The organism is Pseudomonas sp. Tn43 (assembly GCF_014192635.1).
GTDB lineage: Bacteria > Pseudomonadota > Gammaproteobacteria > Pseudomonadales > Pseudomonadaceae > Aquipseudomonas.
Genome location: NZ_JACHYG010000004.1, coordinates 312,390 through 335,403 on the forward strand (window position 1 = coordinate 312,390; position 23,014 = coordinate 335,403).

Annotated in this window: 21 protein-coding genes; 13 read left to right on the plus strand and 8 right to left on the minus strand. The window is 59.4% G+C overall.

Annotated features, from left to right (window positions below; genetic code table 11):
* Positions 1–38 precede the first annotated feature (38 nt).
* The gene (locus FHW68_RS13115) at positions 39–1,628 is read right to left on the minus strand and encodes an ABC transporter substrate-binding protein (protein WP_095633612.1); all 1,590 of its coding nucleotides are present in this window, start codon (positions 1,626–1,628) and stop codon (positions 39–41) included.
* A gap of 447 nt (positions 1,629–2,075) precedes the next feature.
* Here FHW68_RS13115 and rpmB point away from each other — a divergent pair, with 447 nt between their 5' ends.
* A complete protein-coding gene (gene rpmB / locus FHW68_RS13120; protein ID WP_007894701.1) occupies positions 2,076–2,309 on the plus strand; it encodes a 50S ribosomal protein L28 in 234 nt (77 codons plus the stop codon).
* Positions 2,310–2,320: 11 nt separating this feature from the next.
* The gene (rpmG, locus tag FHW68_RS13125) at positions 2,321–2,476 is read left to right on the plus strand and encodes a 50S ribosomal protein L33 (RefSeq protein ID WP_007894709.1); all 156 of its coding nucleotides are present in this window, start codon (positions 2,321–2,323) and stop codon (positions 2,474–2,476) included.
* A 186-nt stretch (positions 2,477–2,662) separates the two neighbouring features.
* On the opposite strand, the gene FHW68_RS13130 is transcribed toward rpmG, so the two are convergent.
* The gene (locus FHW68_RS13130; RefSeq protein WP_095633611.1) at positions 2,663–3,025 is read right to left on the minus strand and encodes a cupin domain-containing protein; all 363 of its coding nucleotides are present in this window, start codon (positions 3,023–3,025) and stop codon (positions 2,663–2,665) included.
* A 229-nt stretch (positions 3,026–3,254) separates the two neighbouring features.
* Between FHW68_RS13130 and FHW68_RS13135 the strand changes: the two genes are divergently transcribed.
* Both FHW68_RS13135 and FHW68_RS13140 read left to right on the plus strand, forming a co-directional pair.
* Positions 3,255–4,748: an aldehyde dehydrogenase gene (locus FHW68_RS13135; protein ID WP_183680705.1), complete on the plus strand. Its 1,494-nt coding sequence runs from the start codon at positions 3,255–3,257 to the stop codon at positions 4,746–4,748.
* A 122-nt stretch (positions 4,749–4,870) separates the two neighbouring features.
* Entirely contained in the window at positions 4,871–6,016 is a 1,146-nt protein-coding gene (locus FHW68_RS13140) for an MFS transporter (protein WP_183680707.1), read from the plus strand.
* Positions 6,017–6,034: 18 nt separating this feature from the next.
* Here FHW68_RS13140 and FHW68_RS13145 read toward each other — a convergent pair whose 3' ends face one another.
* Positions 6,035–7,615: a phospholipase D family protein gene (locus tag FHW68_RS13145; RefSeq protein ID WP_183680709.1), complete on the minus strand. Its 1,581-nt coding sequence runs from the start codon at positions 7,613–7,615 to the stop codon at positions 6,035–6,037.
* 56 nt (positions 7,616–7,671) lie between these two features.
* Positions 7,672–9,093 carry a PLP-dependent aminotransferase family protein gene (locus FHW68_RS13150; protein WP_095633607.1) on the minus strand — a complete coding sequence of 474 codons (1,422 nt, stop codon included), beginning with the start codon at positions 9,091–9,093 and terminating at the stop codon, positions 7,672–7,674.
* Between the two features lie 179 nt (positions 9,094–9,272).
* Here FHW68_RS13150 and FHW68_RS13155 point away from each other — a divergent pair, with 179 nt between their 5' ends.
* The gene (locus FHW68_RS13155; RefSeq protein ID WP_095633606.1) at positions 9,273–9,518 is read left to right on the plus strand and encodes a DUF1127 domain-containing protein; all 246 of its coding nucleotides are present in this window, start codon (positions 9,273–9,275) and stop codon (positions 9,516–9,518) included.
* A gap of 118 nt (positions 9,519–9,636) precedes the next feature.
* Here FHW68_RS13155 and FHW68_RS13160 read toward each other — a convergent pair whose 3' ends face one another.
* A complete protein-coding gene (locus FHW68_RS13160; protein WP_183680710.1) occupies positions 9,637–10,950 on the minus strand; it encodes an FAD-binding oxidoreductase in 1,314 nt (437 codons plus the stop codon).
* A gap of 147 nt (positions 10,951–11,097) precedes the next feature.
* Between FHW68_RS13160 and FHW68_RS13165 the strand changes: the two genes are divergently transcribed.
* Positions 11,098–11,451, plus strand: coding sequence for a YkgJ family cysteine cluster protein (locus FHW68_RS13165; RefSeq protein ID WP_095633604.1), 354 nt, complete (start codon positions 11,098–11,100; stop codon positions 11,449–11,451).
* A gap of 67 nt (positions 11,452–11,518) precedes the next feature.
* Here FHW68_RS13165 and FHW68_RS13170 read toward each other — a convergent pair whose 3' ends face one another.
* Positions 11,519–12,007, minus strand: a complete 489-nt coding sequence (locus FHW68_RS13170) for an Lrp/AsnC ligand binding domain-containing protein (protein WP_003206849.1) — start codon at positions 12,005–12,007, stop codon at positions 11,519–11,521.
* A gap of 156 nt (positions 12,008–12,163) precedes the next feature.
* Here FHW68_RS13170 and dadA point away from each other — a divergent pair, with 156 nt between their 5' ends.
* The 6 genes from dadA (at position 12,164) to FHW68_RS13200 (ending at position 18,294) form a co-directional block, all read left to right on the plus strand.
* Positions 12,164–13,468 (plus strand): D-amino acid dehydrogenase, encoded by a 1,305-nt coding sequence (dadA, locus tag FHW68_RS13175; RefSeq protein WP_183680712.1) that lies wholly within the window; start codon positions 12,164–12,166, stop codon positions 13,466–13,468.
* Positions 13,440–13,793: a RidA family protein gene (locus FHW68_RS13180; RefSeq protein WP_095633603.1), complete on the plus strand. Its 354-nt coding sequence runs from the start codon at positions 13,440–13,442 to the stop codon at positions 13,791–13,793. The genes dadA and FHW68_RS13180 overlap by 29 nt, the downstream gene beginning before the upstream one ends.
* Positions 13,794–13,890: 97 nt before the next feature.
* Entirely contained in the window at positions 13,891–14,964 is a 1,074-nt protein-coding gene (alr, locus tag FHW68_RS13185; RefSeq protein WP_183680714.1) for an alanine racemase, read from the plus strand.
* Between the two features lie 129 nt (positions 14,965–15,093).
* Entirely contained in the window at positions 15,094–15,642 is a 549-nt protein-coding gene (locus tag FHW68_RS13190; protein ID WP_018927504.1) for a cupin domain-containing protein, read from the plus strand.
* Positions 15,643–15,824: 182 nt separating this feature from the next.
* Complete coding sequence (locus FHW68_RS13195; RefSeq protein ID WP_095633601.1) at positions 15,825–16,238, plus strand: cytochrome c5 family protein; 414 nt, start codon at positions 15,825–15,827, stop codon at positions 16,236–16,238.
* A 133-nt stretch (positions 16,239–16,371) separates the two neighbouring features.
* Positions 16,372–18,294: an acetyl-CoA hydrolase/transferase family protein gene (locus FHW68_RS13200; RefSeq protein ID WP_183680717.1), complete on the plus strand. Its 1,923-nt coding sequence runs from the start codon at positions 16,372–16,374 to the stop codon at positions 18,292–18,294.
* A 127-nt stretch (positions 18,295–18,421) separates the two neighbouring features.
* On the opposite strand, the gene FHW68_RS13205 is transcribed toward FHW68_RS13200, so the two are convergent.
* Both FHW68_RS13205 and rep read right to left on the minus strand, forming a co-directional pair.
* On the minus strand, positions 18,422–18,994 hold the full coding sequence (locus FHW68_RS13205; protein ID WP_007934646.1) for a xanthine phosphoribosyltransferase: 573 nt from the start codon (positions 18,992–18,994) through the stop codon (positions 18,422–18,424).
* Positions 18,995–19,063: 69 nt separating this feature from the next.
* The gene (gene rep, locus FHW68_RS13210; protein ID WP_095633598.1) at positions 19,064–21,073 is read right to left on the minus strand and encodes a DNA helicase Rep; all 2,010 of its coding nucleotides are present in this window, start codon (positions 21,071–21,073) and stop codon (positions 19,064–19,066) included.
* A 237-nt stretch (positions 21,074–21,310) separates the two neighbouring features.
* On the opposite strand from rep, the gene FHW68_RS13215 reads away from it, so the two are divergent.
* Positions 21,311–22,975, plus strand: coding sequence for a bifunctional diguanylate cyclase/phosphodiesterase (locus tag FHW68_RS13215; protein WP_183680719.1), 1,665 nt, complete (start codon positions 21,311–21,313; stop codon positions 22,973–22,975).
* Positions 22,976–23,014: the final 39 nt, after the last annotated feature.

Below are 23,014 nucleotides of genomic sequence, written 5' to 3' on the forward strand. Positions count from 1 at the left end.
GAGCAGTGCGCGGAATGCTTGAGCTTGCCGCTTGTAGCTTATGGCTTGAAGCTGATTTTTGAATAGTCCTGCCGGCCGAACGGGCTGACCTGATAACCCTCGACATTCTTGCGCGTCAACGCAAACGCAGTCGGATGCGCCAGTGGCAGCCACAATGCCTGCTGCTGGATCTGCGCCTGGGCCTGTTCGTAGAGCTTTGTGCGGACACCTTGTTCGCCGGTGGTCTTGCCGGCGCTGATCAGTTTGTCCAGGTCGTGATTGCAGTAGCGGGCGAAGTTGGTGCCGGACTTGACCCCCGCGCAGGAAAACTGCGGCGTGAGGAAGTTATCCGGGTCGCCGTTATCACCAGCCCAGCCCATGAACAGCAGATCGTGTTCGCCGGCCTTGGCGCGGCGAATCAGCTCGCCCCATTCGATCACACGAATCTCGGCCTGGATGCCGATTTCCGCCAGATCGGACTGCAGCAATTGCGCGCCGAGACTCGGATTGGGGTTGAGCAGGCTGCCGGATGGGCGGGTCCAGATGGTGGTCTGGAAACCATTCTTGAGACCGGCCTTGGCCATCAACGCGCGGGCCTTTTCGACGTCATGTGAGTAGCCCGGCAAGCCTTTGGCGTAGCTCCAGGTATTGGGCGGATAGGGGCCGTTGGCGGGTTCGGCGGTGTCTTCGAACACGGCCTTGACGTAATTGGCCTTATCGAACGCGAGATTGATCGCCTGGCGTACTTCAGGTTTGTCCAGCGGTGGATGCTGGCTGTTGATGCCGACGAATGCGGTCATGAAAGCGTCAGTCTTTTCGACTTTCAGGGTTGGCTCTTTCAGCGCGGCCTGTACGTCCAGAGGCTTGGGCGACAGGGCGATCTGGCACTCGTTGCGGCGCAACTTCTGCAAGCGCACGTTGGCATCCGGGGTGATGGCGAAAATCAGCGGGTCCACCGAAGGTTTGCCACGGAAATAATCCGGGTTGGCCTTGTAACGAATCGAGGCGTCTTTCTGGAAGCGCGTGAAGATGAACGGGCCACTGCCGATCGGCTGGCTGTTGAGTTTCTCCGGGGTGCCGGCTTTCAGCAGTTTGTCCGCGTACTCGGCCGAATAGATCGAGGCGAAACCCATGCTCAGGGTGGGCAGGAAAGTCGAGTCCGGGTGGTCGAGGGTGAAGCGGATGGTCAGCGGGTCCAATGCGTCAATCTTCTTGATCAGCGCGGGTAACTGCATCGACTGAGCGTGCGGGAAGCCGCTCTGGGCAACTTTGTGCCATGGGTTCGCCGGGTCGAGCATGCGGTCGAAGCTGAACTTCACATCTTCGGCGGTCAGTTCACGTGTCGGGCTGAAGTATTCGGTGCGGTGAAATTTCACTTGCGGGTGCAGTTTGAAAACGTAAGTCAGGCCGTCGGGCGTGACTTCCCAGCTGTCCGCCAGGCTGGCGACCACTTTGCCGCTGGCCGTGTCGAAGTCCACCAGGCGGTCCATCAGTACGTCTGCCGAGGCGTTGGTGGTGGTCAGCGAATTGTATTGCACCACATCGAACCCTTCCGGGCTGGCTTCGGTGCAGACGCTCAGGGCGGCAGCCATAGCCTGTGGGCTCAGTAGAAGCGGTGCGAGCAGCAGCGGTAGGGCAGCGAGGCGCATGGTCGGATTCCTTTACAGATCGAAGGCCCATCTGCAAGTGCAGTCTGGAAAAGGCTTACCCTAGTGGGCTCTTTTGCAAATGACTATCCCCTTTTTCGTTTTAAGGGGAGTATGGACGATTGTTTTTGGTGAGTGATGGTTGAGGAAAACCTGGAATTGGCCGATTGGCCGATGCTCTGCGACGAGCGGTCATTTTCGGGCGCAGCCTTTGTCCAAGGCACTCGGCGCCCGAAAAACCGGGTTTTTATCAATTCAATGTGCACCGGTTGTTGTTGCTCTCTAGTCTTTCTGGTATAAAGCAGCGCTCTTTTCTAGGGGCCCGGTTCCTTCGTTTGTAGGTGTAGCCGGTAAGACCCTTAAAGAAACGCGGCGCCTGGCGCCAAATGACTGAGAGATTAAGCGGCCAACCCATGCCGGGTTGGGCATGTGGTTTTAGAGGGCTGAGGCATGTCGAGAGTCTGTCAAGTTACCGGTAAGGGTCCGGTGACTGGGAATAACATTTCCCACGCAAACAACAAAACCCGTCGTCGTTTCCTGCCGAACCTGCAGCATCACCGCTTCTGGGTTGAAGAAGAGAAACGTTTCGTGCGTCTGCGCGTATCTGCCAAAGGCATGCGTATCATCGACAAGCGTGGCATCACTGTCGTGCTGGCCGAAATCCGCAAAGCTGGCAAGATCTAAGGGAGCTAATCATGCGTGAATTGATTCGTTTGATTTCGAGCGCCGGTACTGGTCACTTCTACACTACCGACAAGAACAAGCGCACTACGCCGGACAAAATCGAGATCAAGAAATTTGATCCGGTTGTTCGCAAGCACGTGATCTACAAAGAAGGCAAAATCAAGTAATTGATTTTTCTCTCTTACGAAAAAGGCCCGTATCGCGAGATACGGGCCTTTTTTGTTGCCTGTGGGTTGGTGTTGTCTGGCAGGGCCTCATCGCGGGCAAGCCCGCTCCCACAGGTTTTATGATCGACACAGATCCCTGTGGAGCGGGTTTGTCCGCGATGAGGCCGGCCCGAGCAACACAAATCTTCAGGCCTTCTGTTCAAACACCACATAAATCTTGCGGCAAGGCTCCAGCACTTCCCAGCTGCCTTTGAACCCAGCCGGGATTACGAAACGATCGCCCACACGCAGGGTCTTGGCGTTGCCATCGTTGTCGCGCAGCACTGAAACCCCCTGAACGATTTCGCAGTATTCATGTTCGGTGTAGTTCACCAGCCATTGGCCGACTTCGCCTTCCCAAACACCCGCATTCATCTGGCCGCACGGGCTGTTGTAATGGTTGTACACCGCTTGCTCAGGGTCGCCCTTGAGGATTTTTGCCGGGTCGGGCCGATAACGATCGGGCTTTGGGTTGGCCTGGCTGAAATCGACGATATCCTGAATGCTCATGCTGGTATTCCCCCATGATTGCGCTGGAAAGTTGAAAGTCTATGTTTATTAAAATGAACATCGCAAGGCCGTTTGCCGGCTTTGTGTCAAATATATTGAAACTTCACCGGCCGCTGGTTTAGGGTAACGGTTGCCTTGAGCCGAAAAAGCAGGCTGGCCGGGCAGAATTCCTGACAGCGCCCGCGCAGAATGCGGGGGCACTCGTATTCAATAAGAGGAGGACACTCGAATGACCACCCTGACTCGTGCCGACTGGGAACAACGGGCTCGCGATCTGAAGATCGAAGGCCGCGCCTACATCAATGGTGAATACACCGATGCAGTCTCTGGTGAGACTTTCGAGTGCATCAGCCCCGTCGATGGCCGTCTGCTGGGCAAGATTGCCAGCTGTGACGCCGCCGACGCCCAGCGTGCCGTTGACAACGCTCGCGCCACTTTCAATTCCGGCGTCTGGTCGCGCCTGGCGCCAACCAAACGCAAAGCCACCATGATTCGTTTTGCCGGCCTGCTCAAACAGCACGCCGAAGAGCTGGCCCTGCTCGAAACCCTGGACATGGGCAAGCCCATCAGCGATTCCCTGTACATCGACGTTCCCGGCGCGGCGCAAGCCCTGAGCTGGAGCGGCGAAGCCATCGACAAGATCTATGACGAAGTCGCTGCCACCCCGCACGATCAGTTGGGTCTGGTGACTCGCGAGCCAGTCGGCGTGGTTGGAGCGATCGTGCCCTGGAACTTCCCGTTGATGATGGCCTGCTGGAAACTCGGCCCGGCGCTGTCCACCGGTAACTCGGTAATCCTCAAGCCTTCGGAAAAATCGCCGCTGACGGCGATTCGCATCGCGGCGCTGGCGGTTGAGGCCGGTATCCCGAAAGGTGTGCTGAACGTGTTGCCGGGCTACGGTCACACCGTCGGCAAGGCCCTGGCCCTGCACAACGACGTCGACACGCTGGTGTTCACCGGTTCGACCAAGATCGCCAAGCAACTGTTGATCTACTCCGGCGAATCGAACATGAAGCGCGTTTGGCTGGAAGCTGGCGGCAAGAGCCCGAACATCGTGTTTGCCGATGCGCCGGACCTGCAAGCCGCCGCCGAAGCCGCCGCCGGTGCCATCGCCTTCAACCAGGGCGAGGTCTGCACCGCCGGTTCGCGCCTGCTGGTCGAGCGTTCGATCAAGGACAAATTCCTGCCGCTGGTGATCGAGGCCCTGAAAACCTGGAAACCTGGCAATCCGCTGGACCCGGCTACCAATGTCGGTGCGCTGGTGGATACCCAGCAAATGAACACTGTGTTGTCTTACATCGAATCCGGTCACACCGATGGTGCGAAACTGGTGGCGGGCGGCAAGCGCATTCTTCAGGAAACCGGTGGTACTTACGTCGAGCCAACGATTTTCGATGGCGTGAGCAACGCGATGAAAATTGCTCAGGAAGAAATCTTCGGTCCGGTGTTGTCGGTCATCACCTTCGACAGCGCTGAAGAAGCCATCCAGATCGCCAACGACACGCCTTACGGTCTGGCTGCTGCAGTCTGGACCGCCGACATCTCCAAGGCTCATCTGACCGCCAAGGCTTTGCGTGCCGGTAGCGTGTGGGTCAATCAATACGATGGTGGCGACATGACCGCGCCGTTCGGTGGTTTCAAACAGTCGGGCAATGGTCGCGACAAATCACTGCATGCGTTCGACAAGTACACCGAGCTGAAGGCGACCTGGATCAAGTTGTAAGCCCGTTAGGGAGCCCGCGAATAAATCGGGCGCCTGAACGACGCGATCCCCTGTGGGAGCGGGCAAGCCCGCTCCCACAGTTTTTTGCGCTGTACATAAGAATATCCACAGGAGCGTGGAACATGCGTTGGGCGACGTATTTCGCCGTTTTGGCGTCTGTCTTGAGTGTCGGCCTGGCCTTGGGTGTCAGCATGCCTTTGGTGTCGCTGCGTCTGGAAGGCTGGGGTTACGGCTCGTTCGCGATCGGCGTGATGGCAGCGATGCCGGCCATTGGCGTACTGCTGGGGGCGAAGATCTCCAGCCACCTTGCGGCCCGTCTTGGCACGGCCAATCTGATGTGCCTGTGCCTGTGGGCCGGAGCGGTGTCCATCGGGTTATTGGCCGTGTGGCCAAGCTACCCGGTCTGGCTGGTGTTGCGGTTGATGATCGGGGTGATCCTGACGCTTGTCTTCATCCTCGGTGAAAGCTGGATCAACCAACTGGTGGTCGAGCAATGGCGCGGTCGACTGGTGGCGTTGTATGGCAGCAGTTACGCGTTGAGCCAACTGGCCGGGCCGTTACTGTTGGGGGCGCTGGGCACCGAGCATGATTATGGTTTTTGGGTCGGCGTCGGTTTGCTGATGACATCACCGCTCCTGTTGTGGGGCCGCAGCGGCGCCCCCACCAGCGAAGCCTGCAGCGTGACCTTGGGTAACCTGTTGGCGTTCTGCCGCGGCTTGCCGGCGATTGCCTGGGCGGTGTCGCTGTTCGCAGCGTTCGAAGCGATGATCTTGACCTTGTTGCCGGTCTATTGCCTGCGTCAGGGCTTCACCACGGAAATCGCCTTGGCCATGGTCAGCACAGTGGTGGTGGGGGATGCTTTGTTGCAATTGCCGATTGGCGCGCTGGCCGATCGCTTGTCACGGCGTATGTTGTTCACCGGCTGTGCGATGCTTTTGCTGCTGTCGAGCCTGGCCATTCCACTATTGATCGACACGCTACTGATCTGGCCGCTATGGGTATTGTTTGGCGCCAGTGCCGGCGGTTTGTTCACCTTGTCGCTGATTTTGATTGGCGAGCGTTATCGCGACGATGCCTTGGTGCGCGCCAATGCTCATATCGCACAGCTATGGGGAATTGGTTGCCTGATCGGGCCCTTGGCGGCCGGTGCCGGGAGTCAGTGGATCAGCGGGCATGCCTTGCCGTTGCTAATGGCGGCGGGCGCGTTGGGGCTGGTGATTCTGGTCTCGCGGCAAGGGGCGTTTGGTGTGGTTGCCGAATCGGCCTGAACGCTGCATAAAGTCGCTCTACAACATTCGTTCCAGGCCGACCATGCTGCTGAGCCATGAATTGAAGTGTCGCCACCAACCCCCCGGTTCTTTGGTCAATGTGCGCTGCTTGCCGTCATCTTTGGTGACCCAGACGATCTGCCCCTTTTCCAGCCGGGCTTGATAGCTGAGGGCGGGTGCCATGCCCTCCAGTGCCAGTTCTCGCACCCGCCCGGCGAGCTGCGGGTTGTCTACCAGGACCCCGACTTCGGTGTTCCAAAGTACCGAGCGCGGGTCGAAATTGAACGAGCCGATAAAGGCTTTCTGTCGGTCGAAAATCATCGCCTTGCTGTGCAGGCTGGAGTCGGAGCGGTAGGAGCTGCTGCCACTGTGAAACAGGCTCGGTCCGCTACCGCCGTTGTCTCCATTGTCGCCGGGCTGACGGCGTAATTCGAACAGCTGCACGCCATGCTCCAGCAAGGCTTTGCGATAAGGTGCGTAACCACCGTGCGCGGCCGGTACGTCGGTGGCTTCCAGTGAGTTAGTCAGCACACTGATCGATACGCCGGCATCGGCGCGATCGGTCAGGTAAACCAGCCCCGGTTGGCCGGGTACGAGGTAGGCCGAGACCATGATCAGCTCTTTGCTGACCCCATTGAGCTCGGGCGCCAACTGGGTGGTCAACAACAAGTGCGGGTCAGGTTCGCCGTCGGACAGCACCTTGCTTGGTGCGTCCCACAATGCCTGGTTCCAGGCCCAGATCAGCTCCCGACGCCAGGCATCCAGACGCGGCTGAGTGGTATAGGCCATCAATTGCTGATAAAGCGCGTGATCCTGTTTGCGTGTTTCCTCCAGGGATTCGTCCAGTCGGGTCCGGGTATTTCTCAGATCCCTGGCTGTCGGCCTGGTCGAAAGGAACTGCTCGATCGGCTTGCTCAGGGCGCTGTTCCAGTATTGGTCGAAGCTGTGTCCCAACTGCTCTGCAACCGGGCCGACACTGAGCATGTCGATGTCGGTGAAATTGAGGTTAGGCTCGGCATCGAAATACTCGTCCCCCAGGTTACGCCCGCCAACAATTGCCGCGCTGTTGTCCGCCACCCACAGTTTGTTGTGCATGCGCCGGTGTTGCTGCGACAGGTTTAAGAACCGGCCCATGGCTCGCGTAACGCCGGTGCTGCGGCCCAGGTGCAGCGGGTTGAACACGCGGATCTGAATCTTCGGGTGTGCGGCGAGGGTCGCGATGATTCGGTCCAGGCCATCGCTGGTGGTGTCGTCGAGCAGAATCCGCACTCGCACGCCGCGGTCGGCGGCCTTGAGCAATTCGCTCACCAGTATTCGTGTACTGATGCCGTCATTGACGATGTAGTACTGCAGATCGAGGCTGCTTTGAGCCATGCGAATAAGCTCGGCGCGGGCGGTGAAGGCCTCGGCGCTATCGGAGAGCAAGCGAAAGCCCGATTGGCCCTTGTAGGGAGCTGCCTGGGCCTGGATCGAGCGGCCGAACGCCGAATCGGTCGCGGGGAGGGCCTGACTTGGTTCGCGGGGGACATTGAGTGTTGTACAACCACCGAGGAGCGAGGCGAGTAACAGAAGAGCAAGCAGGGGCTGTCTGATTCTCACGGAGCGTATTCCGGATGGTGGCGGTTAGCATATGGACGCCGCATCCCGAAGAAAGGTCAGTGGGTTTGCGCCAAGAGTTTGATGGCTGTCGCTCCGACCTTGCGCACGGCTTCTTCGATCTGCGGAGTTGTTTTGGCAGCGTAGTTCATCCGCAGACAATTGCGGTATTTGCCCGAGGCGGAAAAGATACTGCCGACCGCAATCTGCACGCCTTGATCATGCAGTGCCCGATTGAGTTTCAGGGTGTCGAAGCCCTCCGGCAATTCGACCCACAGCATGAAGCTGCCTTGCGGACGGCTGGCCCGGGTGCCAGCGGGGAAATAGCGGGTCACCCAGTCGATCATCGCATCGCGGTTGCGCTGGTATTGCGTGCGCATCCGCCGTAAATGCGGTTCGAAATGCCCGGCCTTGAGGAACTCGGCAATTGCAATCTGCGGTTGCGGCGCGGTGGACCCGGTGCTGATGTACTTCATGTGCAGCACCCGTTCCAGATATCGGCCCGGTGCAACCCAACCAATGCGCAGGCCAGGTGCCAAGGTCTTGGAAAAGGAACTGCAGAGCAGGACGCGGCCGTCTTCGTCGAAGGATTTGATCGTGCGCGGGCGAGGGTAGGTGTAGGCCAGTTCGCCATACACATCGTCCTCGATAATCGCTACGTCGAAACGCTGCGCGAGCGTCAACAGCGCACGCTTGCGCGCCTCCGGCATGATGTAGCCCAATGGGTTGTTGCAGTTGGGGGTCAACTGTATGGCTTTGATCGGCCATTGCTCCAACGCCAGTTCCAACGCATCGAGGCTGATGCCGGTGAGCGGGTCGGTGGGGATTTCCAGGGCTTTCATGCCCAGGCCTTTGAGTGTCTGCATGGCGCCGTGAAAGCTCGGCGAATCCACGGCGACGATATCACCCGGCTCGCAAATGGCACGGATGCTGGTGGACAGCGCTTCGTGGCAACCGGTCGTGATCACCAGATCGTTGGCGCTCAACTGGCAGCCGGAGTCGAGCATCAGGCGAGCGATCTGCTCGCGTAATTCAAGGGTGCCGTAGATGTTGTCGTAATACAGACCTGGCATGTCCTGCCGACGGCTGATTCGCGCCAGGCTGCGCAGCAGCGGTTTCATGGTCGGCGTGGTGATGTCCGGCATGCCGCGACCCAGTTGCACGACGTCCTTGCGCGGTACGGCGCGGATCAATTCCAGCACTTGATCCCACTGTGAGATATCCACCGGCCGTTGGGCCGGCCGGCCAACCGCTGGCAGCTCCGGCAGCTCGCGACTCACCGGTACGAAATAACCGGACTTGGGTTTGGGCATCGCCAGACCGATGTCTTCCAGCATTCGATAGGCCTGCTGCACCGTGCTCAGGCTGACCCCGTGTTCGACACTCAGCGCTCGCACCGAGGGCAACCGGTCGCCGGGGCGATAGAAGCCCTGTTCGATACGCGTGCCGAGCAATTCGGCGAGGTTGACGTAAAGGGTCATGGCGCAGTCTCGGTGTGGGTGATTCGGTTAACCAGTACAGATGGGGCAAAAATGTGTGATTCAGACGCTGAAACGGAAAATCTGTATGGAGTTAATACACTACCGTTGAATCTGTAATGCTTTTCGCCGCCCGCGCATCATGAAAGCTCTGGCTACCCAAGTAAACAGGAGCAATGAAAATGAACGGCTTGAGCGATGTGCGGCTGACGTTACACAGTCAGGAACTGGCGGCAGGGCAAAAAAACGGCGCACGCGAGGCGGTCACGCGCAACGCGCCGTCCGGCCTGGGTCGGTGGGGCCTGTTCTGGCATCGTTTGCACACGCGCAAGGCGTTGCTGACGCTGACGCCGGAGCAGCTCAGAGATGTCGGATTGAGCCGGGAACAGGCGCGGGAGGAGGGGCTTAAACCTTTTTGGCAGATCTGAATATCGCGGCGGTCTATAGATCCATTCGCGGGCAAGCCTCGCTCCTACAAGTTTCGCGCATGACTCTGTAGGAGCGAGGCTTGCCCGCGAAGGCGTCGACACAGACGCCGAAAATCTTTCAGACCAACTCCTTCATCCGATGCCACAACATCCCCAACGCCAACAACGGCGAACGCAAATGCTTGCCGCCCGGGAAGGTGATATGCGGCACTTTGGCGAACAGATCGAACCCTCCACTGTGCTGACCGCTGATGGCTTCCGCCAACAACTTGCCCGCCAGATGCGTGGCATTCAACCCATGACCGGAATAGGCCTGGGCGTAATACACATTCGGCTGCTCCTTGAGCCGGCCGATCTGCGGCAGGCGATTGGCGCCGATGCCGATCATCCCGCCCCATTGATAGTCGATGTTCACCCCGGCCAGTTGCGGAAATACCGCCAGCATCTTCGGTCGCATGTACGCGGCGATGTCTTTCGGGTCGCGCCCTGAATAATGGCAGGCGCCGCCGAACAGCAAGCGTCGATCCGCCGAGAGTCGGTAATAGTCCAGCGCCACCCGTTGATCGCAGACCGCCATGTTTTGCGGTAACAAGGCGTGAGCCTGTTCCGCACTCAAGGGTTCGGTGGCGATGATGTAGCTGCCGGCGGGCAGCACCTTGCCACCGAGTTGCGGGTTCAGATCGTTGAGGTAGGCGTTGCAACCCAGCACCAGGGTCTTCGCGCGAACCGTGCCTCGGGCGGTATGGACCTTGACCTCGGGGCCGTAATCGATGCGGGTCACCGCCGATTGTTCGAACAGCTTCACACCCAATTGCCCGGCGGCGACCGCTTCGCCCAGTGCCAGGTTCAAAGGGTGCAGATGCCCGGAGCCCATGTCGATCAAACCGCCGACGTAGCGATCGGACCCCACCACCCTGTGCATTTCGTGAGCTTGCAGCAGACGGGTTTCGTAGCGGTAACCGAGGCTGTGCAGCTCGATGGCGTCTTCGGCGAAGCCTTCCAGCTCTTGAGCCTTGTTGGCGAGGTCGCAGTAGCCCCAGGTCAGGTCGCAAGGGATCTGAAAGCGCTCGATCCGCTGTCGGACGATTTCCACCGCTTCCAGACCCATCAGTTTCATCTGACGCACACCGTCGACGCCGATCACGCTGGCGAACTGATCGAGGCCATGCCCGACGCCGCGAATCAACTGCCCGCCATTGCGTCCGCTGGCGCCCCAACCGATCTTGTGCGCTTCCAGCAGCACCACGCTGAACCCGCGTTCGGCCAATTCAATCGCTGTGTTCAGCCCGGAGAACCCGCCGCCCACCACGCACACGTCTGCAACCCGCTCACCTTCGAGTACCGCAAGCTCGGGCTGCGGCAGGCTGCTGGCGGCGTAATAGGAAGCCGCGTGTTGATGGCGTAAGGCAGGTTGCTGAACGGGGGCGTTCATGTGCGTCATCCTGGGGCATGTGTTTGAAAAAGTTGACGGAGCATAAGCCGGCGCTTCGGACGCGGGCAACACCGGTCGGTTGGTGCTGTCTGGATCGGGGCTTTTGCGTCAGAATCCTGGTCTATTTCGTATTCGGTCACCGCTTCGATGAGTTGCAACAGTCAGAAAATTCGCACGCTGCGCCAACAGATTCCCTCTTTCGAGTGCGTGCCCGGCTGCCATGACTGCTGTGGGCCGGTGACCACCTCGCCCGAAGAAATGTCCCGCCTGCCGCGCAAGACCCGGGCCGAGCAGGATGCGGCGATGGATGAACTCAATTGCGTCCATCTGGGCCCCAATGGCTGCACGGTGTATGACGAACGACCGCTGATCTGTCGGCTGTTCGGTACCACCCAGACATTGCCATGCCCCAATGGCCGGCGGCCGGTGGAGCTGATCCATCCGCGGGTCGAGAAGCAGATTCATGAGTACATGGCTTCTACCCGACAGGTGTTGGTTTGATCGTTCCCACGCTCTGCGTGGGAATGCCTCATCGGACGCTCTGCGTTCGGCTCTGATCGGTGCAGGCTCAATCCGGAATCGGCAGATTCAGGCTCTCTTTCACTTCTTCCATCACGATATAGCTCTTGGATTCGCGCACATGCGGCAGTTTGAGCAGGATGTCGCCCAGCAGTTTGCGGTAGGAAGCCATCTCGGAAATCCGCGCTTTCACCAGGTAATCGAAATCCCCTGACACCAAATGGCATTCCAGCACGTGGGGCAGTTTCAGCACCGCGCGTCGGAACTCTTCGAAAGTATCGCCGGATTTGTAGTCAAGGCTGATCTCCACGAACACCAGCAGGCTACCCTTCAGGTGCTGCGGATTCAGGCGGGCGTTGTAGCCCATGATGATCCCTTCGCGCTCCAGTCGCCGTACCCGCTCGGTGCAGGGCGTCGTAGAGAGGCCGACCTTTTCCCCCAGCTCGGTGAAGGAGATACGCCCGTCCGCTTGCAGGATCCGCAGGATGTTGCGGTCGATCTTGTCCAGCTCACGTTTGGTCTGAGTGTTGGTCCGCATAGGGGATGCGCCTCCGTGAAAAGGGTTTTTGCCGAGAATTGTCGCCAAATATAGGCACTTATATAGTGAAAAGCACTGGCTAATCTTTTTTAAACTGCCCACATCTTCGGTCTGCACAACAAACGTCAGCGGTAAGCCGCGATGAGGGATATGAAAATGCGCGTTCTGGTCTTGGGTAGCGGCGTCATCGGTACCGCCAGTGCCTATTATCTGGCACGGGCTGGCTTTGAAGTGACGGTTGTTGATCGTCAACCAGCGCCGGCCATGGAAACCAGTTTCGCCAACGCCGGGCAGGTTTCGCCGGGTTATGCCTCGCCGTGGGCCGCGCCGGGCGTGCCGCTCAAAGCCATCAAGTGGTTGTTGCAGCGTCACGCGCCATTGGCGATCAAGGCCACTGCCGACATCGATCAATACCTGTGGATGGCGCAGATGCTGCGCAACTGCACCGCCAGCCGTTATGCGGTGAACAAGGAGCGCATGGTGCGCCTGTCCGAGTACAGCCGCGACTGCCTCGACGAATTGCGCGCCGAAACCGGCATTGCCTACGAAGGCCGCACCCTGGGTACTACCCAACTGTTCCGCACCCAGGCCCAGCTTGATGGCGCCGCCAAAGACATCGCCGTGCTGAAAGAGTCCGGCGTGCCATTCGAATTGCTCGACCGCGCCGGCATTGCCCGGGTAGAACCGGCCCTGGCCAGTGTCACCGATATTCTCGCCGGGGCCTTGCGTCTGCCGAATGACCAGACTGGCGACTGCCAGATCTTCACCACCCGCCTGGCCGAGATGGCCACAAAACTGGGTGTGGAATTCCGTTTCGGCCAGGACATCCAGCGCCTCGACTTCGCCGGTGATCGCATCAACGGCGTGTGGATCGACGGCAAGCTGGAAACCGCCGACCGCTACGTGCTGGCGCTGGGCAGCTACTCGCCACAATTGCTCAAACCGCTGGGCATCCGGGCGCCGGTATACCCGCTCAAGGGTTACTCGTTGACCGTTCCGATCATCAACCCGGCGATGGCTCCGACGTCGACCATTCTCGATGAGACCTACAAGGTTGCGATCACCCGTTTCGACAACCGCATCCGCGTTGGCGGCATGGCGGAAATCGCCGGTTTTGACCTGTCGTTGAACCCGCGTCGGCGCGAAACCCTGGAGATGATCGTCAACGACCTTTATCCTCAGGGCGGCGATCTGGCCCAGGCGAGTTTCTGGACCGGCCTGCGTCCGACCACTCCGGACGGCACGCCGATTGTCGGCGCCACGCCGTTCAAAAACCTGTTTCTGAATACGGGCCACGGCACGCTCGGCTGGACCATGGCCTGTGGTTCCGGTCGTTTGCTGGCTGACCTGATGGCGAAGAAGACGCCGCAGATCAGCGCCGAAGGCCTCGACATTTCCCGTTATGGCAACAAACTCAAGGAGTCCGCAAAACATGTCAATCCAGCGCCAGCTCACCAATGAGCGCATGAGCCAGATCGTGGTCCACAACAGTACCGTGTATCTGGCAGGACAGGTCGGCGATGACATGAACGCCGGGATTGAACAGCAAACCCGTGAAACCCTCGCCAACATCGAGCGTTTGCTGGACCTGGCCGGGACCGACAAGAGCCGTTTGCTGTCGGTGACGATTTACCTGAAAGACATCGACGCGCACTTCGCAGGCATGAATTCGGTGTGGGACCAGTGGCTGCCAAAAGGCGTCGCACCGGCCCGCGCGACGGTTGAATCGAAGCTGTGCGAACCGCAAATCCTGGTCGAGCTGTCGGTTGTCGCCGCGCTGCCATAACGCTCAGCCAGAAAGATCCCTCTCCCGGCGCTGTTGGCGGTTCACGCTGTCAGCCAGCGCCGGTTTTTTTCAAATGACCGACTAGAAGTCTGCCGCCATGCGTCCAGCCCGTGCCCTGATCGACCTTCAAGCCCTGCGCCACAACTACCAGCTCGCCCGCGAAGTGACCGGGGCCAAGGCCCTCGCGGTGATCAAGGCCGACGCCTACGGCCATGGCGCGGTGCGCTGCGCCCAGGCGCTGGAAGCCGAGGCGGACGGGTTTGCCGTGGCGTGCATCGAAGAAGCTCTGGAGCTGCGCGCCGCCGGTATTCGTGCACCCGTTTTGCTGCTGGAAGGTTTTTTCGAAGCTGATGAACTGCCGCTGATCGTCGAGCATGATTTCTGGTGCGTGGTGCATTCGCTGTGGCAGCTCGAGGCCATCGAAAAAGCCGTGCTGAGCAAACCGATCACAGTCTGGCTCAAACTTGACTCCGGCATGCATCGCGTTGGCCTGCACCCGGCGGATTATCAGGCGGCCTATCAACGGCTGCTGGCCAGCGGAAAAGTGGCGAAGATCGTGCTGATGAGTCACTTCGCCCGCGCCGATGAGTTGCAATGCCAGAGCTGCGCCGAGCAGGTTGCGGTGTTCGAGACGGCGCGTCGGGGTTTGTCGGCTGAAATCAGCCTGTGTAATTCGCCGGCGGTGCTCGGTTGGCCGCAGGTTCCCAGCGATTGGGTGCGCCCGGGCATCATGCTTTATGGCGCGACCCCGTTCGAAGAGACCAATGCCGTGGCGGCCCGCCTGCAACCGGTGATGACCCTGGAATCGAAAGTGATTAGCGTGCGCGAACTGCCTGCTGGCGAGCCAATTGGCTACGGCGCGAAATTTGTCACCGCCAAGCCGATGCGCGTAGGTGTGGTGGCAATGGGTTATGCCGACGGTTATCCGCGTCAGGCACCGAGCGGTACGCCTGTGTTGGTGGCCGGGCAGCGTACTCAGTTACTGGGTCGGGTATCAATGGACATGCTTTGCGTCGATCTGACCGATGTGCCGCAAGCCGGCCTCGGTTCGCCCGTCGAGTTGTGGGGCAAAAATATTCTCGCCAGTGACGTCGCCATGGCTGCGGGCACGATTCCTTACCAGATCTTCTGCAACCTGCATCGGGTGCCGCGCCTCTATTCCGGGGCCTGACGAATCACATGCCCGACCGAAAGTCGCTTCGCCAAACAGGATTCAGGCCCAAGTGTTGTAAATACTGAACGCTGTCGCCATGATAACGCTCAATATTTCTGCAAACCTGAACCCCTGGAGGCTCCAGCATTGGACGTCGGTGAACGACTGCAATCGATCCGTAAGCTCAAAGGTCTTTCCCAGCGTGAGCTCGCCAAACGCGCGGGTGTTACCAACAGCACCATTTCGATGATCGAGAAGAACAGCGTCAGCCCCTCGATCAGTTCGCTGAGGAAGGTCCTGGGCGGGATTCCCATGTCCATGGTCGAGTTCTTTTCCGAAGAAATCCTGCAGGAAAAACCGACTCAGATCGTCTACAAGGCTCACGAGCTGATCGATATTTCCGATGGGGCAGTGACCATGAAACTGGTCGGTCGGGCTCATCCGAGCCGGGCCATTGCATTCCTCAACGAAATCTACCCGCCAGGCGCCGACACGGGCGAGGAGATGCTCACCCACGAGGGCGAGGAAACCGGAATTCTGGTGGAAGGGCGGCTGGAACTGGTGGTCGGGCTCGAAACATTTGTGCTCGAAGCCGGCGACAGCTACTACTTTGAAAGTACCAAGCCACACCGTTTCCGTAATCCGTTCGATGCCCCGGCGCGACTAATCAGCGCAGCCACCCCGGCAAATTTCTAAGAGAAGCGGCGTCCTGCCCGGATTGCGCAGACGCCCTTGCTGTATTTCCTTCCCACGATAAGACCCCTTCGACTTTGGGGTTGTTTCAGTGTGACGGGCTTACCGCTATACTTGCGCCCGCCTGCGAACCGTGGCCGTGGGCGTGACTAGCCACCATTGAGGGTGTACGCGTGAACCTAATTATGAAAATGCTGGCCGCACCAGCAACCGTATTGGCCCTTTGGGCAGTCAGCGCACAAGCTGCGACCAACGACGATATCGCTAAACGTCTTGAACCCGTTGGCCAAGTCTGTGTGCAGGGCAAAGAGTGCAAGGGAATGGAAGTCGCTGCGTCTGCGGGGGGCGGTGATGCCAAGACCCCTGACTCAGTGATTGCAAAACATTGCAACGCATGCCACGGCAGCGGCCTGTTGGGCGCGCCGAAAATCGGTGACGCTGCAGCCTGGGGCGAGCGCGCCAAGAAACAAGGTGGCCTCGACGGCTTGCTGGCCAAAGCAATTTCCGGTGTCAACGCGATGCCACCAAAGGGCACCTGCGCCGATTGCTCTGATGCTGATCTCAAGGGCGCCATCCAGAAGATGTCCGGTTTGAAATAAGCCAGTCTTCAAACAAAAAGCCGCTTTCGAGCGGCTTTTTTTGTACGTGCGATTTTCCGCTGAGGCTATGCTTTGCGACAAATCCCCGGCAAGCTCGGTCCAACCCCAATTCATGGAACGGCGGGAGGATCAGATGGTGCGTTTGTGTTCTATCGAACAGGCGGTCGATGATGTTCTGGCGCGGTTGCCGGCGCATATCCACATGGGATTGCCGCTGGGGCTGGGCAAGCCCAACCATTTCGTCAACGCGCTGTATCAACGGATCGCGCAATTGCCCGAGCGGCAGCTGACGGTTTATACCGCCCTGTGCCTCGGACGCCCGCCATTGGGCGATGGCTTGCAAAAGCGCTTCCTCGAACCTTTCATCGAGCGAGTATTCGGCGATTATCCGGAGCTGGATTTTCTCGCCGACCTGCATCGCGACAGCCTGCCGGCCAACATTCACGTCCATCAATTCTTCCTGCAGCCAGGCAGCCTGCTAAACAGCGCATCGGCCCAGCAGGATTACGTCAGCAGCAATTACAGCCACGCAGCCCGGGACATCAATGCCGCTGGCTTGAACCTGGTGGCGCAATTGGTCGCCAGCCACAGCGAGCATCCCGATCGCCTGAGCCTGAGCTGCAACCCGGACATCACCCTCGACTTGTTTCCGATGATCGCCAAGCGTCGGGCGGCGGGGGAGACGATCCTGCTGGTGGGGCAGGTACACAACGATTTGCCGTACATGCCTGGCGATGCGGAAATCGGCATCGACACCTTCGACCTGCTGATCGACGCGAAAGACAGCACCACGCTGTTTTCCACGCCGAACATGCCGGTGGGTTTCCAGGATCATTTCATCGGGTTGCACGCCAGCACGCTGGTGCGCGATGGCGGTACCTTGCAGATTGGCATTGGGGCCATGGGGGATGCTTTAACGGCAGCGTTGCTGGCGCGGCAGGCTGACAGTGATGGTTACAAGGCGTTGCTGGCGGATCTGAATCTCAGGCAATGGGCACAGTTGATTGAGCGCGAAGGAGGGATCGAACCGTTCGCCAAGGGCCTGTACGGGTGCAGCGAAATGTTCGTCAACGGCTTGCTGGTGTTGGCGGACGCCGGGATCGTGCGGCGCAAAGTCTACCCGGACGTGCCGACCCAGCAGCAGGCGAATGCCGGGACGCTGGACGAGGCCGCGCAGGCTGACGGCATCTCGGTGCATGGCGGGTTTTTCCTCGGGCCGCGCAGTTTCTACGAGCGCTTGCGCGCGTTGCCGCAGAACAAGCGACTCGAGTTCAACATGACCCGCATCAGCTACATCAATGAGCTCTACGGTCAGGAAGAACTCAAACGCTTGCAGCGCCTCGATGCGCGCTTCATCAACACCGTCTTCACCATGACCTTGCTTGGCGCCGGCGTGGCCGATCAACTTGAAGACGGGCGGGTACTGAGCGGAGTCGGCGGGCAATACAACTTCGTCGTCCAGGGCCATGCGCTGGAAGGCGCGCGTTCGATCCTGCTGCTGCGCAGTTGGCGCGAGTCGGGCGGTGACGTCAGTTCGAATATCGTCTGGGAATACGGCCATTGCACAATCCCGCGGCATCTGCGGGACATCGTCGTCACCGAATACGGCATCGCTGATTTACGGGGCAAGACCGACGCTGCAGTGATCGAGGCGTTGCTGAACATCAGCGACTCACGTTTCCAGCCTGGCCTGATCGAGCAGGCGCAGAGCGTTGGCAAATTGCCGAAGCATTTTCGCCTCGATCCGCGCTTCGCCGACAACAGCCCACAGCGTTTGCAGGCCATTCAGGCTCGGCATTCGAATCTGTTTCCGGAATATCCGCTGGGCTGCGATTTCACCGCCGAGGAACGGGACTTATTGCGGGCACTGAACTGGTTGAAGAGCAAGTTCAAGCTCTCGGAGATTCTGGAGCTGGGCAAGGCTGCGCTGGATGCGCCGCAGCCTTCGGAATTTGCGGTGCATCTGGAAAGGATGCAGCTGACCAATCCGGAGGGGTTGAAAGAGGATTTGTTTCAGCGGCTGTTGCTCACCGGCCTGAAGGCCACCGCGCATTAACAGCCGCCACAAAAACCTGTGGGAGCGGGCTTGCCCGCGATGGCGGTGGAACAGCCAACATCAATGTTGAATGTTATGACCTCATCGCGGGCAAGCCCGCGCCCACAGGTTCGGTGATGCAGCGGGTTTATTCGATAAAGGTTACAACGCCATCCTTCAGCGACTGCACCCGCGCCAACGATTCCACGCGATAACCCTGGGCGTCCAGTTCCGCACGGCCGCCCTGGAATGACTTCTCGATCACGATACCCAAACCGGCCACGGTCGCGCCGGCCTGTTTGATGATCGAGATCAGCGCTTGCGAGGCCTTACCGTTGGCCAGGAAGTCGTCGATGATCAGCACGCGGTCGCTGCTGGTCAGGTGGCGCGGGGAGATCGCCACGGTGCTTTCGGTTTGTTTGGTGAACGAGTAGACGGTCGCCGACAGCAGGTTTTCAGTCAGGGTCAGGGACTGATGCTTGCGCGCGAAAATCACCGGTACGCCGAGGTTCAGGCCGGTCATGATTGCCGGGGCAATGCCCGAGGCTTCGATCGTGACGATCTTGGTGATGCCCGAATCCTTGAACAGCGTGGCGAATTCGTCGCCGATCAGCTTCATCAGGGCCGGGTCGATCTGGTGATTCAGAAAGGCGTCGACTTTCAGGACCTGGTCGGAAAGCACGATGCCTTCTTCGCGAATTTTCTTGTGCAGTGCTTCCATGAAGCTTTCCTCTACTGACGCCGTGTGCGCCTGGCGTTTAAAAAGTGTGCGGTTAAAAAGTGCTCAATTCTAGCGCTTTAACATTGCACGTATATCTGCCAATGCGGTATTTCCGCGCACGGCTTTGACTTCGGTCGGGGTGTCGTCATTGCCTTCCCAGGCCAGGTCGTCCGGCGGCAGTTCATCGAGGAAACGGCTGGGTGCGCAGTCGATGATCTCGCCGTATTGCTTGCGCTTGGCGGCGAAGGTGAACGCCAGCGTCTGACGCGCCCGGGTAATCCCGACGTAGGCCAGGCGGCGCTCTTCTTCGATGGTGTCGGCTTCGATACTGGAACGGTGCGGGAGGATTTCCTCTTCCATGCCCATGATGAACACGTAGGGAAACTCCAAACCCTTGGAGGCGTGCAAGGTCATCATCTGCACGCCTTCGGCGCCGTCTTCCTCTTCCTGCTGACGCTCCAGCATGTCGCGCAGAACGAGTTTGCCAATGGCGTCCTCGACGGTCATCTCGCCTTCTTCGTCTTTCTCCAGGGTGTTTTTCAGCGCCTCGATCAGGAACCAGACGTTACCCATGCGGTAATCGGCGGCCTTGTCGCTGGAGCTGTTGGTGCGCAGCCAGTTCTCGTAGTCGATGTCCATGACCATGCTGCGCAGGGCGGAGATCGGGTCGTCGCCGGCGCACTGCTCGCGGACCTTGTCCATGAAGCGCTTGAAGCGCGACAGGCGATCGGTGAAGCGCGTGTCCAGATGCTCGCCCAAACCGATTTCGTCGGTGGCGGCGTACATCGAGATTTTTCGCTCGGTGGCGTAGTTGCCCAGCTTCTCCAGTGTGGTCGAACCGATCTCCCGGCGTGGGACGTTGATCACTCGCAGGAAGGCGTTGTCGTCATCCGGGTTCACGATCAGGCGGAAGTAGGCCATCAGGTCTTTCACTTCCTGACGTCCGAAAAAGCTGTTGCCGCCAGACAGGCGGTACGGAATCTGGTGGTGTTGCAGTTTCAGCTCGATCAGCTTGGCCTGGTAGTTGCCGCGATACAGGATCGCGAAATCGCTGTACGGCCGATCCGTGCGCAGGTGCAGGGTGAGCAGTTCCACGGCCACGCGCTCGGCTTCTGCGTCTTCGTTGCGGCAACGGATCACACGGATTTCGTCGCCGTGGCCCATCTCGCTCCACAGCTGCTTTTCGAATTCGTGCGGGTTATTGGAGATCAGCACGTTGGCGCAGCGCAGGATGCGGCTGGTGGAACGGTAATTTTGCTCGAGCATGACCACTTTCAGGGACGGATAGTCGTCCTTGAGCAGCATCAGGTTTTCCGGGCGGGCGCCTCGCCAGGCGTAGATCGACTGATCGTCGTCGCCCACCACAGTGAATTGGTTACGCTTGCCGATCAGCAGTTTCACCAGCAAATACTGGCTGGCGTTGGTGTCCTGATATTCGTCCACCAGCAGGTAGCGGACCTTGTTCTGCCATTTTTCCAGGATATCGTCGTGTTCCTGGAACAGTTTTACCGGCAGCAGGATCAGGTCGTCGAAATCCACCGCGTTGAACGCCTTGAGCGTACGCTGGTAATGGGTGTAGACGATGGCGGCGGTCTGCTCTTTGGGATTGCGGGCGTTTTCCAGGGCTTCGGGCGGCAGGATCAGGTCGTTTTTCCACGAGCCGATCATGTTCTTGATCTCGTCGACGCCGTCGTCGCCCGAGTATTCCTTCTGCATGATGTCGGTCATCAGGGCTTTGACGTCGGTCTCGTCGAAGATCGAGAAGCCCGGTTTATAGCCCAGCCGCACGTGTTCCTTGCGGATGATGTTCAGGCCCAGGTTGTGGAAGGTACAAACCGTCAGGCCGCGGCCTTCGCCGCCTTTGAGCAGGGTGCCGACCCGCTCCTTCATCTCGCGTGCGGCCTTGTTGGTGAAGGTCATGGCGACAATGTACTGGGCGCGGATGCCACAGTTCTGGATCAGGTGCGCAATTTTGCGGGTGATCACGCTGGTCTTGCCGGAGCCTGCGCCGGCGAGCACCAAAAGAGGGCCGCCGACGTAGCTCACGGCTTCTTGCTGCCGGGGATTGAGTCGGGACATACGAAATCAGGGAGTCATTAGCGAAATGGGCCGGCATTTTAACAGGCTCAGCGAATTGTGCTGCTCTCTCCGACTTGTGACGTAACACGCGATCTCTAATTGCCGGTTTTGATACTTTCACGCAGGATGCGTAGTGAATTTGCGTCTAATGTTCGTATTCAAGACGCATTTGGTCATTGGTTATCTGCGCGGCATAATGCCCGCCGCCTACATCTTTGCAGAGTCTAGGGAGCTAGCTTGTCTACGCCTGTCGAACCCTTGCGTTTGCTGTTACTGGCCGAAGAGCCAGCGTGGGCAGCGTTGTTGCGCGAGTGTCTGGCTCCGATGGGGAGTTCGGCTGTGCTGCTCAGCGCGCCGAACTGGGAGTCGGTCAGTAGCCTGTTCGATGACAACCGCAGCGCGGTGTTGTTGACGATTCCTGCTCTCCAGCCGGCCCCCGGCCGTTGCAACCTGCCGACGGTTTTGCTGCTCGAACACGAGCCGCTGGCGCCGCCCGACGGTGTGAGCGACTGGCTGGTGCGTAATCTGCTAGACCCGGGCATGTTGCGCCGCTGCCTGCGCCATGTGCGTGAGCGTGGCGTGTTGGAAAACACCTTGCAGCGTCTGGCCGAGCAGGACCCGTTGACGGGTATCGCCAACCGTCAAGGTTTCCAGACCTTGCTGGCGGCGCGTCTGGCCGACAACGATGGTCGGGGCCTGGCCCTCGGCCACCTCGACCTCGACAACTTTCGACACGCCAACGACGCCCTCGGCCATCAGGCCGGCGACCGGTTGATCCTGCAAGTGGTCTCGCGGCTGAAAAGCCAGCTGGAGGCCAGCGATCAACTGGCGCGGCTGGGTAGCGATGAATTTGCCCTGCTTATCGACACCCGCCGCGCCCCACAGCGCGCCGAATGGATGGCCGAACGCATTACCGAAGCGCTGTCCGAACCTTATTGGATTGACGGCGAAAGCCTGTTGATCGGTTCCAGCCTCGGCATCGCTCACGCACGAGCGCAGGCCGGCGCCGACCCGTTGATGTGGCACGCGCACATTGCCATGCAGCAGGCCAAGAGTACTCAGGGCTGCACGTTTCACGTCTTCAACGAACGGATCAATCGCAATGCCCGCAGCATCGCCGACCTCGAAAGCGAGCTGCGCCGGGCCTTGCGCCGCGATGAGCTGGAATTGCATTACCAGCCACGTCTGAACCTTGAGGATGGCCAGATTGTCGGTCTCGAAGCGTTGGTGCGCTGGCGTCATGGCGAACGCGGCTTGTTGCCTCCCAGCGAATTCGTGCCGCTGGCCGAGCAAAGCGGCTTGATCGTGCCGCTGGGTTACTGGGTGATTTCCCGGGCCCTGCGAGACATGCAAGCATTACGCGAACGAGGTCTGCCGGCGCTGCACATGGCAATCAACCTGTCGTTCCGGCAGTTCCAGGACAGCCAGTTGCTGTCGACCCTGAGCCGGCTGATTGCCGAGCGTGGCGTCGAGGCGCAATGGCTGGAATTCGAATTGACCGAAACCGCGGTGATGCGTCGCAGCGACCTGGTCAAGCAAACCATGGACGCCCTCGGGCGTTTGGGCGTGCGCTTCTCGCTGGACGACTTCGGCACCGGATTTTCTTCGTTCGTGCACCTCAACAGCCTGCCAATCGCCTTGTTGAAGGTCGACAAGAGCTTTGTCGGCGGCATGGAGGAACGGGAAGAGAACCGCAAACTGGTGCATGCGATGATCAACCTGGCGCACAACCTCAACCTGGAAGTGGTCGCCGAAGGTGTGGAAACGCCGGAACAACTGGATTTGTTGCGCGGTTTTGGTTGTGATCAGGTGCAGGGATATCTGATCAGCAAGCCGTTGCCGTTGGCGGAACTGGTTGAGTATTTGAGCTTCGGTTCCAGTCAGCAGGTGGTGCTCGCTTAACGACGTACCGTAGGAGCGAGGCTTGCCCGCGAATGGCAT

Bases quoted from the DNA above. Each gene is read 5' to 3' on its own strand.
- FHW68_RS13115 (WP_095633612.1), bottom strand. From the start codon at position 1,628: ATGCGCCTCGCTGCCCTACCGCTGCTGCTCGCACCGCTTCTACTGAGC.
- rpmB (WP_007894701.1), top strand. From the start codon at position 2,076: ATGTCGAGAGTCTGTCAAGTTACCGGTAAGGGTCCGGTGACTGGGAAT.
- rpmG (WP_007894709.1), top strand. From the start codon at position 2,321: ATGCGTGAATTGATTCGTTTGATTTCGAGCGCCGGTACTGGTCACTTC.
- FHW68_RS13130 (WP_095633611.1), bottom strand. From the start codon at position 3,025: ATGAGCATTCAGGATATCGTCGATTTCAGCCAGGCCAACCCAAAGCCC.
- FHW68_RS13135 (WP_183680705.1), top strand. From the start codon at position 3,255: ATGACCACCCTGACTCGTGCCGACTGGGAACAACGGGCTCGCGATCTG.
- FHW68_RS13140 (WP_183680707.1), top strand. From the start codon at position 4,871: ATGCGTTGGGCGACGTATTTCGCCGTTTTGGCGTCTGTCTTGAGTGTC.
- FHW68_RS13150 (WP_095633607.1), bottom strand. From the start codon at position 9,093: ATGACCCTTTACGTCAACCTCGCCGAATTGCTCGGCACGCGTATCGAA.
- FHW68_RS13155 (WP_095633606.1), top strand. From the start codon at position 9,273: ATGAACGGCTTGAGCGATGTGCGGCTGACGTTACACAGTCAGGAACTG.
- FHW68_RS13160 (WP_183680710.1), bottom strand. From the start codon at position 10,950: ATGAACGCCCCCGTTCAGCAACCTGCCTTACGCCATCAACACGCGGCT.
- FHW68_RS13165 (WP_095633604.1), top strand. From the start codon at position 11,098: ATGAGTTGCAACAGTCAGAAAATTCGCACGCTGCGCCAACAGATTCCC.
- FHW68_RS13170 (WP_003206849.1), bottom strand. From the start codon at position 12,007: ATGCGGACCAACACTCAGACCAAACGTGAGCTGGACAAGATCGACCGC.
- dadA (WP_183680712.1), top strand. From the start codon at position 12,164: ATGCGCGTTCTGGTCTTGGGTAGCGGCGTCATCGGTACCGCCAGTGCC.
- FHW68_RS13180 (WP_095633603.1), top strand. From the start codon at position 13,440: ATGTCAATCCAGCGCCAGCTCACCAATGAGCGCATGAGCCAGATCGTG.
- alr (WP_183680714.1), top strand. From the start codon at position 13,891: ATGCGTCCAGCCCGTGCCCTGATCGACCTTCAAGCCCTGCGCCACAAC.
- FHW68_RS13195 (WP_095633601.1), top strand. From the start codon at position 15,825: ATGAAAATGCTGGCCGCACCAGCAACCGTATTGGCCCTTTGGGCAGTC.
- FHW68_RS13200 (WP_183680717.1), top strand. From the start codon at position 16,372: ATGGTGCGTTTGTGTTCTATCGAACAGGCGGTCGATGATGTTCTGGCG.
- FHW68_RS13205 (WP_007934646.1), bottom strand. From the start codon at position 18,994: ATGGAAGCACTGCACAAGAAAATTCGCGAAGAAGGCATCGTGCTTTCC.
- rep (WP_095633598.1), bottom strand. From the start codon at position 21,073: ATGTCCCGACTCAATCCCCGGCAGCAAGAAGCCGTGAGCTACGTCGGC.